This is a genomic window from Lacinutrix sp. WUR7 (genome assembly GCF_016864015.1).
Classification (GTDB): domain Bacteria; phylum Bacteroidota; class Bacteroidia; order Flavobacteriales; family Flavobacteriaceae; genus Oceanihabitans.
Map to the genome: position 1 here is coordinate 248,618 of NZ_CP045067.1, position 15,800 is coordinate 264,417.

The 15,800-nt window shown below is 32.3% G+C and carries 12 protein-coding genes; 7 read left to right on the plus strand and 5 right to left on the minus strand.

The features are described from left to right. Window positions 1–178: 178 nt before the first annotated feature. A complete protein-coding gene (gene htpG, locus FG167_RS01110) occupies window positions 179–2,068 on the plus strand; it encodes a molecular chaperone HtpG (RefSeq protein WP_203459659.1) in 1,890 nt (629 codons plus the stop codon). A gap of 195 nt (window positions 2,069–2,263) precedes the next feature. Here the strand turns inward: htpG and FG167_RS01115 are convergent, their stop codons facing one another. The 4 genes from FG167_RS01115 to FG167_RS01130 form a co-directional block, all read right to left on the minus strand. Next, on the minus strand, window positions 2,264–3,004 hold the full coding sequence (locus FG167_RS01115) for a hypothetical protein (protein ID WP_203459660.1): 741 nt from the start codon (window positions 3,002–3,004) through the stop codon (window positions 2,264–2,266). 109 nt (window positions 3,005–3,113) lie between these two features. Continuing rightward, window positions 3,114–3,587 (minus strand): hypothetical protein, encoded by a 474-nt coding sequence (locus FG167_RS01120; protein WP_203459661.1) that lies wholly within the window; start codon window positions 3,585–3,587, stop codon window positions 3,114–3,116. Between the two features lie 11 nt (window positions 3,588–3,598). Then, window positions 3,599–3,859, minus strand: coding sequence for a hypothetical protein (locus tag FG167_RS01125; protein WP_203459662.1), 261 nt, complete (start codon window positions 3,857–3,859; stop codon window positions 3,599–3,601). Between the two features lie 97 nt (window positions 3,860–3,956). Then, window positions 3,957–4,433: an Hsp20/alpha crystallin family protein gene (locus FG167_RS01130; protein ID WP_203459663.1), complete on the minus strand. Its 477-nt coding sequence runs from the start codon at window positions 4,431–4,433 to the stop codon at window positions 3,957–3,959. A gap of 358 nt (window positions 4,434–4,791) precedes the next feature. Between FG167_RS01130 and FG167_RS01135 the strand changes: the two genes are divergently transcribed. Beyond that, on the plus strand, window positions 4,792–5,739 hold the full coding sequence (locus FG167_RS01135) for a tRNA-dihydrouridine synthase (RefSeq protein WP_203459664.1): 948 nt from the start codon (window positions 4,792–4,794) through the stop codon (window positions 5,737–5,739). Between the two features lie 65 nt (window positions 5,740–5,804). Here the strand turns inward: FG167_RS01135 and FG167_RS01140 are convergent, their stop codons facing one another. Beyond that, window positions 5,805–6,662 (minus strand): YitT family protein, encoded by an 858-nt coding sequence (locus FG167_RS01140; RefSeq protein ID WP_203459665.1) that lies wholly within the window; start codon window positions 6,660–6,662, stop codon window positions 5,805–5,807. Window positions 6,663–7,227: 565 nt separating this feature from the next. Here FG167_RS01140 and FG167_RS01145 point away from each other — a divergent pair. The 5 genes from FG167_RS01145 (at window position 7,228) to FG167_RS17465 (ending at window position 15,781) form a co-directional block, all read left to right on the plus strand. After that, window positions 7,228–8,289 carry a hypothetical protein gene (locus FG167_RS01145; RefSeq protein ID WP_203459666.1) on the plus strand — a complete coding sequence of 354 codons (1,062 nt, stop codon included), beginning with the start codon at window positions 7,228–7,230 and terminating at the stop codon, window positions 8,287–8,289. 24 nt (window positions 8,290–8,313) lie between these two features. After that, window positions 8,314–11,766, plus strand: a complete 3,453-nt coding sequence (locus tag FG167_RS01150) for a pyruvate carboxylase (RefSeq protein WP_203459667.1) — start codon at window positions 8,314–8,316, stop codon at window positions 11,764–11,766. A 202-nt stretch (window positions 11,767–11,968) separates the two neighbouring features. After that, window positions 11,969–14,212, plus strand: coding sequence for an ATP-binding protein (locus FG167_RS01155; protein ID WP_203459668.1), 2,244 nt, complete (start codon window positions 11,969–11,971; stop codon window positions 14,210–14,212). Window positions 14,213–14,422: 210 nt separating this feature from the next. After that, window positions 14,423–15,400: an endonuclease/exonuclease/phosphatase family protein gene (locus FG167_RS01160; protein WP_203459669.1), complete on the plus strand. Its 978-nt coding sequence runs from the start codon at window positions 14,423–14,425 to the stop codon at window positions 15,398–15,400. A gap of 249 nt (window positions 15,401–15,649) precedes the next feature. Continuing rightward, on the plus strand, window positions 15,650–15,781 hold the full coding sequence (locus tag FG167_RS17465; RefSeq protein WP_255564144.1) for a hypothetical protein: 132 nt from the start codon (window positions 15,650–15,652) through the stop codon (window positions 15,779–15,781). The last annotated feature ends 19 nt before the right edge of the window (window positions 15,782–15,800 follow it).

The following is a 15,800-nucleotide window of genomic DNA, read 5'->3' on the forward strand; positions in this document are numbered from 1 at the left end:
CATTTTTGTTGCCTATATCATGGAAAGCAAATTAATAATAATTAGTCAGTTAGAGTTGCGGCTTTTTCGGAAATACCGAGAACTTCTCGATACACTTCACGCAAAGCTTAAAGCACTCGAAGTGACAAAAAATAACCAGATTTTCGCTTTCGCGGAAATAAAAAAAATATAATTCATTATGGCAAAAGGAAATATTAATGTTTCAGTAGAAAACATTTTCCCATTAATCAAGAAGTTCTTATATAGTGATCACGAAATATTTTTACGTGAGCTAATTAGTAATGGTACGGATGCAACTTTAAAACTGAAACACTTAACAAGTATTGGAGAATCTAAAGCAGAATATGGTAATCCAATCATTGAAGTGAAAATTGATAAGGAAGGAAAAAAACTTCATATTATCGATCAAGGAATAGGAATGACTGCAGAAGAGGTTGAAAAATACATTAACCAAATTGCTTTTTCAGGAGCGGAAGAATTTTTAGACAATTATAAAGATGCAGCAAAAGATTCTGGAATTATTGGTCATTTCGGGTTAGGTTTTTACTCTGCCTTTATGGTAGCAGAAAAAGTAGAACTAATTACTAAATCGCATAAAGAAGGAAGCGTTGCAGCACATTGGACTTGTGATGGATCCCCAGAATTCACTTTAACAGAATCTGACAAACAAGATAGAGGTACAGAAATCATACTACATATTGCAGAAGACTCTACAGAGTTTTTAGAAGAAGCTAGAATTAGCACTTTACTTTATAAGTATAATAAGTTTATGCCTATTCCAATTAAATTTGGAACAAAAGAAATTGAAGTTGCTTTACCAGAAGATGCACCAGAAGGCGCAAAACCAGAAAAAGCAATCGTAGATAACATTATCAATAATCCAAATCCAGCTTGGACAAAACAACCTGCAGATTTAGATGACGCAGCATATACCGAATTTTATCGCGAATTATACCCTTCGCAATTTGAAGATCCATTATTTCATATTCACTTAAATGTAGACTATCCTTTTAATCTTACAGGAATCTTATATTTCCCAAAGATGACGAACGATTTAAACGTTCAAAAAGATAAAATTCAATTATACCAAAACCAGGTTTTTGTAACCGATAATGTAGAAGGTATTGTACCAGAATTTTTAACGATGCTACGTGGTGTAATTGATTCGCCAGATATTCCATTAAACGTATCGCGTTCTTACTTACAAGCAGATGGTGCAGTAAAAAAGATTTCGTCTTACATTACTAGAAAAGTTGCAGATAAATTAAAATCATTGTTTAACAGCAATCGTGAAGATTTTGAAGCAAAATGGGATGATATTAAAATTGTAATTGAATACGGAATGCTTTCCGAAGATAAATTCTTTGAAAAAGCAGATGCATTTGCATTATATCCTACAGTAGATGGAAAATTCTATACATATGAAGAGTTATTCAACAAAACAAAAGAAAATCAAACAGATAAAGATGGCAAATTAGTACTTCTTTATGCTTCTAACAAAGACGAGCAACACAGTTATATTGAAGCTGCAAAAGCGAAAGGTTACGAAGTATTAATGCTAGACTCGCCTATCGTTTCGCATTTAATTCAGAAATTAGAAAGCTCGAAAGAAAACATTTCTTTTGCTCGTGTAGATGGTGATCATATTGATAATTTAATCAAGAAAGAAGACACTACTATTTCTAAATTAAGTGAAGACGAAAAGAAAACTTTAGAGGAGTTATTGAAAAAAACTATTCCTTCTGAAAAATTCATGGTGCAATTAGAAGCAATGGATAGCGATGCTACGCCATTTATGATTACACAACCAGAGTTTATGCGTAGAATGAAAGAGATGCAGCAAACTGGTGGAGGCGGAATGCAAATGTTTGGTAGTATGCCAGAAATGCACAACCTTATTGTTAATGTAAATTCTGAATTGGTGAACGAAATTTTAAACACCAAAACGAAAAAGAAACAAGAACGTTTAATTACGCAAAGTTTAGATTTAGCGAGACTTTCTCAAGGCTTATTAAAAGGAGAAGAGTTAACTAATTTTATTAAACGTAGTTACGAAATGATTAAGTAACAAATTCCTGCGAAGGCAGGAATCTCATGAATAGAAATTATTATTTTTTATCGCTTTCGCGGAAACAAAAAACCACCTTTCGAGGTGGTTTTTTTTATTACTTATAGCTATCAAAAAAGTAATTTAACTTCGGTTATTAGCCGATATAATTAACAAAAGTGCGTAAATCATAACACCTTTAGAATACCTATGTGTTTAGTTCGCATCAAACCAAAAATCTACAGTTGCTTTTTCTGCTCCTGCACTAGGCCCTTGTGCGTCTTGGCCTCGCATTCCGCCACGTCCTCCGCCATTTCCACCACGGCCACCACCATTTCCTCGACCACCGCCACCACTTCGCATTCCTTGGTCTTGACCTTGACCTCTATCTTTACTATTAGATCCTTCTTTTTTATTAGTAACAACACCTATCGATAATTTAGAAAAATCACCATTTTCTTTGGGATCTATTCTATATTTTGGAATTTTAATGGAAAATTCAAATAATTGATTTAAGTTTGTGTAGCTCGTTTCTATCGCAATATCTAAAGTATTTAAATCTTTATTAAACACTTGACTTTCTTCAAAAGAACTATACGCTGCCTCTGCAGGTAATTTTTCAATCATACTATTTAAGTCTATAGTATTTGGATCCATATTTCGTGAACCTTGTACAAATTGTTTTGGCTGGTCACCCGTTGGATATTTAACGTAGACATTCTTTTTTTTCTTTCCCTTAATGTCATAATAAATGGTAAGACCATTTCTAATTATTGACATTGCAGTCTTTTTATCGGTCGTACTTATATTAAGGTGCACATAATTGCCGTCTTGTGAAACTTTATACAAAACGTTTTCATTGCTTATTTGCGTAGTATCTGCTGGAAAACTTTTTTTATTGGATGCAAAAGAATTAAAACTTAAAAGTGTTAAGAGTGCGATTATTAAATATTTCATTTTTGTTAAAAGTTAGATTTTAAAATTTATAGTATGGTATAAAGACTATTAAAATTTAGAAAGGTTTAATCCTTAAAAAATAAAAAAATAAAAAAAAGACGAAAACTATTTAGTTTTCGTCTTCCGACTGGATTAATTTAGATTGGTATTTCTCTAAAAATTTCTTTTGTCTAGTAATCATTTGCTGTCTTATTTTATCGATATCCATAAAATCTGAACCAAAATCACTTTCGAAAAAATCATCATTAAAGAAACGTTTGCTAAAAAGGGAATCTGGTGAGAAAACAGATTCAAACCCTTGATTTTCAAATTCCGAAAAGTTTCTAAAAAACTTGGATTTAAAAGATTCCGTTAGGCTATCCCGTTCTGACAAAGAGAGGTTGTCGAACTTATTACTAGAAGACCAAGAATAAATACTATCATATCTAATTAAATTTCCATTTTCATCAAACTCTTTATCCACTTTCCATGAACCTTTTGGTTGTTCTACTAGCTTTTCTTCCTTTTTCTCTGTTTCCTGATTTTGTCCGCTACAACTAACACTTAATAATCCAACCATAAACAATAACAAATACTTTTTCATCACTTTAGATTTTAAGTTAAACTTAAATTAGGAGGCATCAAAAATGTTTGGAATAAACCACCAGTTTCTGCCACTTTAATCAATTTATTTTGGTGGTATACTTTTAATTTTCGTTCCCCACTTTTATACCAAACACATTCCAAATAAGAATCATTATTAACCAAACCAAAAATCCAATCTCTTTTTGAAACATATTTGATTACTTGCATTTTTGGAGCGGAAAGTTTGCCTTTAACTTTCACCCAATCTCCAGGTTTAAATTTTCTTGGCATAACCGTATTCTTTTTAATAATTAAAAATTAATGAATAAGAATGAGGCTAAAAAACAGCCTCATTCTTAACATTTCACTCTAAATTTCAGGAATGCAATTATGAAACTTTAATGCTTCTGGCAGGCTTTTGTTTGGCTTCTTCTTTTTTGGGTAAAAAAATACTTAAAATACCGTCTTTGTAGTTCGCATCAATTTTTTCATCATCTACACTTTCGGGCAAAGTAAAGGTTCTTTTAAACGAAGAGTAGCCAAACTCTCTACGTGTAAAATTTTCTTCTTTAGTTTCATTTTCTTCCTTGGTCTCTGTAGAAATGGATAAAACTTGATTGTCGAGGTCGAGATGGAAATCCGACTTTTTAAGACCCGGAACTGCCATTTCTACCATAAAGGCATCGGCTGTTTCTTTGATATTTACTTTTGGTAAAGTAATTCCTGTATTAAAATTGGAAGTAAATACAGATGGTAGGTCTCTATTAAAGATATCCTCTAACCAATTGGACAATGTTGGGAAGTTTGCATTTGAATTTGTGTTTGCTAAACTTCCGTTTTTAGGAACATTAACTAAATTGCTCATAATTAAAAAATTTAAATTAAACATTTTTTCAAATTTGAAATACTACGATTTCGATAGTATAATTACAAATAAAATACCAAAATGAATACTTCCTATTACTATGCAAAAAACTTCTTACAATCTGGAATATTTCTGTCAGATTTTCAGAATAATTGTCATTTTTTCATTTAAACAAATGTCAGATTGACAAGGAAAGGCTAGTAATAACGCAACACTAAATCCCTTACAAACAATTACAAGTCACTTCGTTAAAAACAAAAACACAACCAACGAATCCTTTACAAACACATGCAACGAAACTTTAAAACACACCTATAAAACAAAAACTAATCGCTTATATTTGCGGCAAGCATAAACTATGAGTACAACATTACTTTCTTCGCCATTACAAGGCTTTACAGACTTTAGGTTTCGTAATGCGTTTCATCATTATTTTGGAGGCATCGACACTTTTTACGCGCCTTATATTAGATTAAACGGCAAATTAAAAATCAAGCAATCCTACCAATTAGATTTACAACCGGAAAACAACACCACTTTAGAGGTGATCCCGCAAGTCATGACTAATGATGCCGACGAATTTTTGTTTGTTGTAAAATACGTGCAAAGTTTAGGCTACAAAGAACTCAACTGGAATTTAGGTTGTCCGTACCCAATGGTTACCAAATCGGGAATGGGTTCGGGCTTAATTTGCAATCCGACAAAGATTGATGCCATTTTAAAAAGAGCACACAACGAAACCGATATTACCGTTTCCATGAAAATGAGAATGGGTTATGATCATGCCGAAGAAATTTTAGACACCTTCCCTATTCTAGATAAATATCCGCTTAAAAATATTGCCATTCATGCCCGAATTGGCAAGCAGTTGTATAAAGGTCCTGTAGATTTAGATGCTTTTGAAAAATGTATAACGAGTACTAAACACAAGTTATATTACAACGGAGACATTACCAGTGTTGCTGCTTTTAAGAAAATGGAAGCTCGTTTTCCTAGTATTGATCATTTTATGATTGGTCGTGGTTTAATTGCAGATCCTTTTTTACCAAGCATGATTAAAAATAACACGACAGAATATCCTAAAAATAGATGGGAAATTTTTTCCGAATTTCACGATACCATTTACCAACAATATGACGAATACCTTTCTGGTCCTACGCCAATAAAAATGAAGATGCTTGGTTTTTGGGAATTCTTTTCACAATCGTTTTCCAATCCGCAAAAAACATACAAAGCCATTAAAAAAGCTGGCAATCCTGTAAAATATAGACAAGCAGTAAAAGAGGTTTTAAATAAAGAAAAGTAAAACCACTTCTATTAAAAAGTGATTTCATTTCTCTAATTACTTTCCTATTTACCTCTCTATTTGTTTTAAATAGATTCTGTATTCGATTCTAAAACACTAATATCTGCTTCTGCATCTACTTTATAAACCACTGCTTTAATAGCTTCTAGTTGTTTGGTGTTTTTAGTAATTAAAATCAGTTTTCCTTGAGAGTCGTGATGAATCAATTTAAAGATGGTTTTGGTATAATCTTTATGTTTTAAAAAAGCTTCTTGAATACGTAAGTTCTTTTTAGAAAACACAAACACCGTCATATGTGTTGTAGATTGTTTTATATAATAAGCAATCGTTTTACTAATTGCTATAATTGCTGCAATACTATATGCTGCCATGGTAAAATCTTCAAAAACTAGAATTCCGAAGAAAATAACAACTCCATCTACCATTAAAATAAGTTTGCTATACGGAAGCTTTATTTTGGTAGCCAAAATTCTAACCAAGATATCATTTCCTCCCGTTGTTGCTCCAGCTTTCATTACCATAAAAACAGAGAACCCAACGATAACACCTCCAAATACAGAAGACAATAAAACATCTTCTACAAAGATTTTATTTTCTGAAAACTGTGAAAAAACATCGATATAAAAAGAAACTAAAACCATCGAAAAAGCAGTTTTAATTCCCGTTTTTCTACCAAGTACTTTTGTTCCCCAAAGCAACAAAGGAATATTAATAAGTAGCGCTACCAAACCAATAGACATTCCTGTAAGCTGATTAATAACAATACTCAAACCTAAAATTCCGCCTGGCACAATATTGTGAGGTATAATAAATATTACATAGGCTACAGACATTACAAAAGAACCAAGCATAACATGGGTATAGCTTTTAAGTTCGGTAAGTAGTTGCTCGTTTTTTAATAATAATGCGATTCTTTTTTTCATAATACTGGGTATAAAAAAATCCCTTTGATTTATAATGAATCAAAGGGATTAAAAATTTAAGTTCTAACTAATTTTAAAAGCTCTGATATTGGACAATAAACACCTTATTACACATATAAATACGTGCATTCTTATTGGCATTAATGGAAATCAGATTTAAAAAATTCATTTTACTACTAGGTATAAAAAAAAGCGTTCTATAAAAATAGAACGCTTTTAAATATTTATTAATATATACGTTCTAGCCTTCGAGATTAAACCTCGCGTGCTTCTTACAAATAATATTTAAGTTATTGTTTTTCATAATTATAATGCAAAGGTAAAATTATTTTAAACATACAAACCATTCTTTTACTTAAAATCAATTTCTGCTAAAATGTAATTACTAATCGTGGATTTTACGTTTCAGATTTTGTACTTTACATCATACAAAAACAACGTAAATATATCCTATGCATGCAATGGAATTCCATTAAACATAGTTACCTTTTTGTTTAAAAAAATACTATGCACGCATTGTATTTTTCAGAATTAACAATTACCTTATAGCCTTTACCAAATTACCATGAACAAAAAGTTAATTTCTAAGAAAAAGCCAGCGTTTCCAATAACAGAAGCGTTATCGAAATATCTTACCAAGCAAGGTAGGAACATAAAAATCCCTATTTATTATGATGATTTATTAAGGTTTCAAGGTGCTATAGAAGTTTTTGATGCGGAAGGAAATGACACCTTATGGATTAGCTGTTACTATTCCGAACATGAACGGGAAGAAATACATCGTAGCTTAAAGCAAATGTATTCCATCTTACATTCTGATGGAAGCGACACGATTATACCCTATTTAAATATTGATAGTATCGATTTTTGCACCTTTGGAAACAGTAAACCTTTCCGTATAAAAGTTAGAAATATATTAAACGACAACTATCTTTTTCTTTACATAAAAAAGGCTGATGCATCGCGTATTTACGGATTAGAATTGGAAGATATCTTATCGCCAAATCACATTAACTTTTTAGTCCATAAAGACACTTTAATAGAGGAACATATTTCGGGAATCCCTGGCGACATTTACATAAAAGAGCATTTAGATACCATTTCAGAACAAGATAAAAGAGAATTAGCAAAAGAGTTTGTTAAGTTCAATGAACGTTGTTTTGTTAGGCTATTAGGAGATATGCGTTCGTACAACTATGTTATTGTAATTAGTTACGATTTTGATAGAAAACAATACCGTATTCGTGCTGTCGATTTTGATCAGCAGAGTTATGAAGGGAATGTTAAAGTGTATAAACCGCAGTTTTTAAAAGAAAACAATCCGTTTGTAAAAATGAGTTTAGAGCTTTTAGCGAAAGAGTCGATAGAGCAATATAAAAACGAAGAGCGTTCTCTTTTAGCAAAACGTGCAAAGAGTGAACAAAAACGTTTAAAGCTTTTAATACAATGCATGAAAAAAGACAATATTTCTAATCCTGAAAAAGTTCAGGAATTAAAAACAGGCTTATTTACTTTAACAGGCGATGTGCGATTTAAACGCGCAAAAAACATGGGCGAATTACTAAAAGCTGCTTTAGATTTTGTGATTAGAAATTACCAAACCGGAAATCCATACATTTTAAAATAACACAACTATAATTACCACCATATAATGAAAATTAAAAAAGTTCTTGTTGCCAATAGAGGCGAAATTGCGATTCGAGTACTTCGTGCTTGTACCGAGTTAAATATTGCTACAGTTGCTGTTTACACCTATGAAGATAGATACTCGCAACATAGAAATAAAGCCGACGAGTCGTATCAAATAGGCGAAGATAATCAACCTTTAAAACCATATTTAGATATTGAAGCGATTATAGACTTAGCAAAAGCGAAGCATGTAGACGCTATTCATCCTGGTTATGGTTTTTTATCTGAAAACTCCGAATTTGCAAGAAGGTGTGCCGAAAACGGTATTATTTTTATTGGTCCAGATCCAGAAGTTATGGATGCATTAGGAGATAAAATTACAGCGAAAAAAATAGCGGTAAAATGTAATGTTCCTATTATTGAAAGTAACAAGAAAAAACTAAGCTCGCTAAAAATTGCAATTTCCGAAGCCAAGACTATTGGTTATCCTTTAATGCTAAAAGCTGCTTCTGGTGGTGGAGGTCGTGGTATGCGAATTATTAGAAATACCGAAGATTTAGAACAGCATTTTGTTTCTGCTAGTAACGAAGCATTAAATGCATTTGGTGATGGTACTATGTTTTTAGAAAAATATGTAGAAAACCCGAAGCATATAGAAGTACAAATTGTAGCAGATAGACATGGTAATATTCGTCATCTATATGAAAGAGATTGCTCGGTACAGAGACGTCATCAAAAAGTAGTAGAAATTGCACCTTCTTTTAATGTTTCCGATAAAGTAAAACAAGATTTATACAAATATGCCATTGCTATTACTTCCGAAGTCAATTACAACAATATTGGTACGGTAGAATTTTTGGTAGATCAAGAAGATAATATTTTCTTTATTGAAGTAAACCCAAGAATTCAAGTAGAACATACGGTTACCGAAATGGTTACTGGTTTTGACCTGGTAAAAACACAAATATTTATTGCTGGTGGTTATAAATTATCGGACGAGCAAATAAAAATGTACGACCAAGATAGCATTGCTACCTATGGTTTTGCGCTACAATGTAGATTAACTACAGAAGATCCTGAAAATAATTTTACTCCAGATTATGGTAATGTAACGACGTATAGAAGTGCATCCGGAATGGGAATTCGTTTAGATGCTGGTAGTATTTACCAAGGCTATCAAGTAAGTCCGTTTTTCGATTCTATGCTGGTAAAAGTTTCTGCGCATGGTAGAAGTTTAGATGGCGCAACACGTAAAATGGTTCGCGCATTAAAAGAGTTTCGTATTCGTGGTGTGAAAACTAATATTCATTTTTTACAAAATGTGATTCAGCATGAAGATTTTTTAAACGGAAAAGTCACCGTAAACTTTATTCAAAATACGCCTAGTTTATTTAAAATAAAACTACCACAAGACAGAACTTCTAAAGTGGTGAAATTTTTAGCCGAAGTTAGCGTCAATGGAAACTCAGATGTAAAATTCAAAGACGACAGTAAAATATTCCGAAATGCAAAAGCACCAAAATTTAGTGGCTCTGCTCCGTATCCAAAAGGAACGAAGGATTTACTAACCGAACTTGGTCCCGAAGCCTTTTGCCAATGGTTAAAAGAAGATAAGAAAATACATTATACAGATACCACGATGCGAGATGCGCATCAATCGCTACTTGCAACCAGAATGCGAAGTTTTGACATGCTTAAAGTTGCTGAAAGTTTTGCGAAAAATCATCCGAATACCTTTAGTATGGAAGTTTGGGGAGGAGCAACTTTTGATGTTTGCCTTCGCTTTTTACATGAAAGTCCTTGGACACGCCTACGCGAATTACGTAAAGCGGTTCCAAATATATTATTCCAAATGCTATTACGCGGTTCTAATGCCGTTGGTTATAAAGCGTATCCAGATAACCTAATCGAGAAATTTGTCGAGAAATCTTGGGAAAATGGTGTCGATATTTTTAGAATTTTCGATTCCCTAAACTGGGTAAAAGCCATGGAACCTAGTATTAACTATGTTCGTAATAAAACGGGTGGTATTGCAGAAGCAGCCATTAGTTATACTGGAGATATTTTAGATACCACACAAACCAAATACAATCTTAAATACTATACTCAACTAGCAAAAGATTTAGAAAATGCTGGTGCACACATGATTGCTATTAAAGATATGGCCGGTTTATTAAAACCGTATGCAGCAACCGAGTTGGTTTCGGCTTTAAAAGACACCGTAAATGTTCCTATTCATTTACATACGCATGACACTTCTTCCTTACAAACAGCAACTTATTTAAAAGCTATTGAAGCTGGAGTGGATGTTGTAGATGTGGCACTTGGTGGTTTGTCTGGTTTAACCTCGCAACCTAATTTTAATGCCGTGGTAGAAATGATGAAATACCAAGATCGTGCACATGATTTTGAGATGTCTAGTTTAAATCAGTTTTCTAATTTCTGGGAAGACACTCGCGAAATGTATTATCCTTTTGAGTCTGGTTTAAAAGCAGGAACTGCAGAAGTATTTAAACATGAGATCCCTGGCGGACAATATTCTAATTTACGTCCGCAAGCAACCGCTTTAGGTTTAGGAGACCGTTTTGATGAAGTTAAAAAAATGTATGGCGAAGTAAATGCCATGTTTGGTAATTTAATAAAAGTAACACCTAGCTCTAAAGTAGTTGGTGATATGGCTATTTTTATGGTAACCAATAATTTTACTCCGGAAGATATCATGACGCGAGGCGAAGAAATTTCTTTTCCAGAATCGGTAATTAATTTCTTTAAAGGAGATCTTGGTCAGCCGGTTGGAGGCTTTCCTAAAAAGCTTCAAAAAATTATACTTAAAAATAAGACAGCCTATACCGACCGACCAAATGCGCATTTAGAACCTATAGATTTTACCATAGAATATGCAGCCTTTAAAAAGAAGTTTCAAAAAGGATTTACAAGAGCTATAGAAGAAGAAGATTTCTTATCCTACACCTTGTACCCTAAAGTGTTTGAACAAGCACATGAAAATTATAAAAGCTACGGAAACATCGCGTTGGTACCTACAAAGAATTTCTTTTATGGTATGCAGCTTGGCGAAGAAATATTAATCGAATTAGAGCCAGGAAAAACCGTTATAATAAAACTTCTTTCTATTAGTATTCCTAATGACGAAGGAATGCGAACCGTTTTCTTTAAAGTAAATGGAGAGAACAGATTTGTCGATGTTTTAGACACGTCTTTAAACATTAAAATTGAACAAAACGCAAAAATAGATCCTGCAAACACCAATCAAATTGGAGCACCTTTACAAGGATCTCTTTATAAAATACTGGTTAAAAAAGGACAAGAAGTAAAAGAAAACGATGCGCTTTTTGTTATTGAAGCCATGAAAATGGAAACGACAGTAAATGCATTTAAGTCTGGTAAAATTAAATCGGTAACTTTAAAAGAAGGAAGCATGGTAAAACAAGATGATTTAGTGATTACCATGGAGTAAATATTTTCTATTAAAAGACCACTTCTAAAAAGAAGTGGTTTTTTAATTCTATTAATTCATTTTAAAAACTTTATAAAACAGAACAAAATACACGTAAAAACCTGGAAATCAATAATTTAAATACTTAAGAAAACTTTAAGAACCTTAACACCACTAATTATTAATTTTTTACTAGTTTTGCAAACTGAAAGCTAGTTACCCAATGACTATCAACAACCTACAACAAATTAAAGAAGTAAATACACTTCTAAACAACGCCTATTCTGGGCGTACCTCCAACCTACCCGAGAGTATTGCTTTAGCTAAAAAAGCACTTTATCTAAGTAAAAAAATAGATAATGAATCCTTAATAGGAAAAAGTTTAAACCAGCTTTCTCTCTATTATATGATTACTTGTGACTACAAAAAGTCCAATCAATATTCAGAAGAAGCCATTATTTGTTTTAAATCTTTACAAGATGAACGTGGTATTGCAGATGCTAAATACAATATTGGGAGTGTTCATTACAAAACAGATAACTATCACGAAGGCTTAATCTATTTAAAAGAAGCCCTTCGTATCTATAAGAAATTTGATGATTTTGAAAGCCAATCTAAAGTAGAAAAAGCTATAGGAACGGTTTATGAATATATTGGAGATCCTGCAAACGCTTTTTCTGCGTACAAGTGTGCAATACTAAATGCCAGAAAAATTGGGAATCTAAATTTAGAATCTAATGTATTTAACAACCTATCTGGACTATTATTAAAAAGACAGAAACCTAGTGTTGCCATGAAAATGATAGAGCATTCTATCGTATTAAAAAAGCAAACGGGAGACACCAGAGGGCTTGCCTTTGCTGTTTATGGTCGCGGTAAAATTCACCTTAAACTTGGGGATTTAAAAAATGCCGAAATAGACTTTTCAAACGCTATAGACTATCACAGTAAAGTGGCTGAAATCATGGGAGCCTGCATGGCTTACAATAAATTAGGCAAATTACACTTCCAATCTAATCAATTAAAAAAAGCAAAAAAAGCAGTAAAAAAAGGGCTTCAATTAGCTGAAGCTTACAACATTTTAATGGCCAGAATTAAAGGTTATCATTTGTTATATCGTATTTATAAAGATAAAGACAACATCTCCAAATCTTTTAAATATTTAGAATTATACCTCAAAGAAAAAGAGGCTATAATGAACACACAAACACAACAAGTTATGGAAAACTATAACTTAATCAATAAAATGAATGTGTTAGAAAGTGAGGCTTTATTGCAAAATGAACGTCAAAGAGTCATCGAAAAAAAGAATCAAGACGAACTAGAAGACGTAAAATTAAAACAAGATTTTTTATCGGTGATGAGTCACGAGATTAGAACGCCTTTAAATGCTATAACCACTATAATATCTATTCTAGATGACCAAGTAAAGGATGAAAACAAATCGCTTATTAAAAGTTTACAATTTGCATCCGACAATCTAATTAACATTGTTAATAATGTGCTGGATTTCACGAAGCTAGATTCTAAAAAAACCACTTTAGAGATAGATAGTACCAATCTTTATGAACTATCTAATAAAATTATTGACTTACATCTTAACGTTGCAAAAACAAAGGGGCTAGGTTTAGTTTTAAATAATACCATTCCAAAAGACAGGAATTATCTTTTAGACCAAACCAAATTATCTCAAATACTTAGTAATCTTATAGGAAATGCTATAAAATTCACCGAAAAAGGCCAAGTATCTTTTAATTTAAAACTAGTAGAAGAAGATCCTAAATTCGATACCATACAAGTAAGTATAAAAGATTCGGGAGAAGGAATTTCTAAACAAGATATTTCAAAAATATTCTTAAGCTTTTCGCAAATAAAACCTGTAATGACAAGAGAACAAGGCGGAACTGGTTTAGGATTAGCTATTGTTAAAAAACTAGTCGAACTTCATGATAGTAACATAGAAGTAAAAAGTAAGGTTCAAGAAGGTTCCGACTTTCATTTTACTCTTAAACTAGAAAAATCTGCCAAGGTATTAATTAAAGAAAAAACAATTTATCCTCAGTTAACAAACAAAACCGTTCTTTTAGCAGAAGACACGTTAATGAATGCGGTTTTAATTAAAAAGATTCTTTCTAAATGGGGAATTACTACAGCACATGCTGTTAATGGTTTAGAAGCTGTTTCTCTTGCAGAAAAGAAAAAGTATGATTTCATTTTAATGGATTTACACATGCCAGAACTAAATGGTCTAGATGCAACTAGAATGATTAAAAAAACAGGCAGTTTAAATGTGCAGACTCCTGTTTTTGCTATAACAGCAGATGTGATGACTAGTGAAAACAATGAGACCTATCAATTATTTAATAAAGTATTGTGGAAGCCTCTAAATATTGATAAGCTTTATAATGCTTTGGCAGAAGAAACAAAATCAAATCATCCAATTACCAAACGTCTAGACTTCGTTTAAATATTAATCCTTAAAAAGGGAAACGACTTAAGCAAAAGGCGATTCCTTCTACAGAATACGTATCTTTACCTAAAACAATTGCATTTTTTAACATAAAATGAATGATTGTTACTTTTAGGAATTTGAAAAAGCAAAGTCTTTAAATTAGATTATTTTCAAAAAAGAGAAAGATTACAAATTAAAATATTTCCGTTTTCACGGAAAGAAAACATGAAAAAAGGAATTAAAATAACACTCATATCTCTAGGAATACTATCCTTATGCTCTGGGATTTTTTTCTTTTGGGCTTCTGCAGCTACATTACCAGAAAGCCAATACCAAAAACTAGAAGTCAACGATTTTAGTTCTATTACGGATACCGATTCTATTTACAGCATAATCACCTATAACATTGGCTATTTAAGTGGTATGACCAATAATCTTGCTGTGGAGAAACCCAAAACATTATTTGATGCTAATTTAAAAAAGGTATTACAAGAATTTAAAATAGTAAATCCAGATATTATTGCTTTTCAAGAAATTGATTATGATGCATCCAGATCGTATCACATTAATCAGCATAACGAAATAGCAAGCTTAGGTTATACCTATGAAGCCGAAGCTGTAAACTGGGACGAAACCTATGTTCCTTTTCCGTATTGGCCACCTACTATGCACTTTGGCAAAGTAATTTCTGGGCAATCTATACTAAGTAAATACCAAATAAATAGCCAAGAGAGAATGGTTTTAGAACGTGTAAAAACGAGTCCGTTTTATCGCGATGCTTTTTATATAGATCGTTTAGCCCAAGTAGTAAAAGTGCAAATAGAAAATAAAGAAGTGGTTATTATCAATGTACATTTAGAAGCTTTTGATAAACAAACACGGGTAAACCAGTTTCATACAGTTATGGATTTATTTAATAGTTATGCAGCTACAAATCCTACCATTTTATTAGGAGATTTTAATAGTGATGCCAATGACGAAAATGCAGTGATTCAAAACATATTACAAAATAACAGTATTGGAAATGCAGCATTTACAAATAGTGATTATGCTTTCACATTTAACTCCGAAAAACCAGACGTACGTATCGACTATATTTTTTACAGCAAAAACACCATCCATTATGTAGATGGAAAAGTACTCAACCAGTTTGAACAAGCATCAGACCACTTGCCTGTAGTAATGCGTTTTAAATTAAAATAATGTATTAGCGTTTTTGTTCAAGCAAAACGGTTCTTTTAGCCGAAGAGATTCTTAATAAATGGGCCTTGCCACAAAACATGTTGCGAATGGTATTTTAGCTGAGGAATATGCTAAAAAGGAAACGTAGGATTTTATTTTAATGGATTTACACATGTCAGAACTAAAGGATTTAGATGCAACTAAAACGATTAAAAACCGGGCAGTTTAAATGCGCAGGCTCCTGTTTATTTTTGCAATAACAGCCATGTAATGACTAATAAAAAAAAAGAGACCTCTCCTTTATTTAATAAGACACTTTGGAAACCGCTTGAAATAGATAAACGATATGCTGCTAAAGCACAAGAAACGGTAACGCACACAACCCACATAACGAATGTTTAGATTTCGTTTAGTTCTTTCC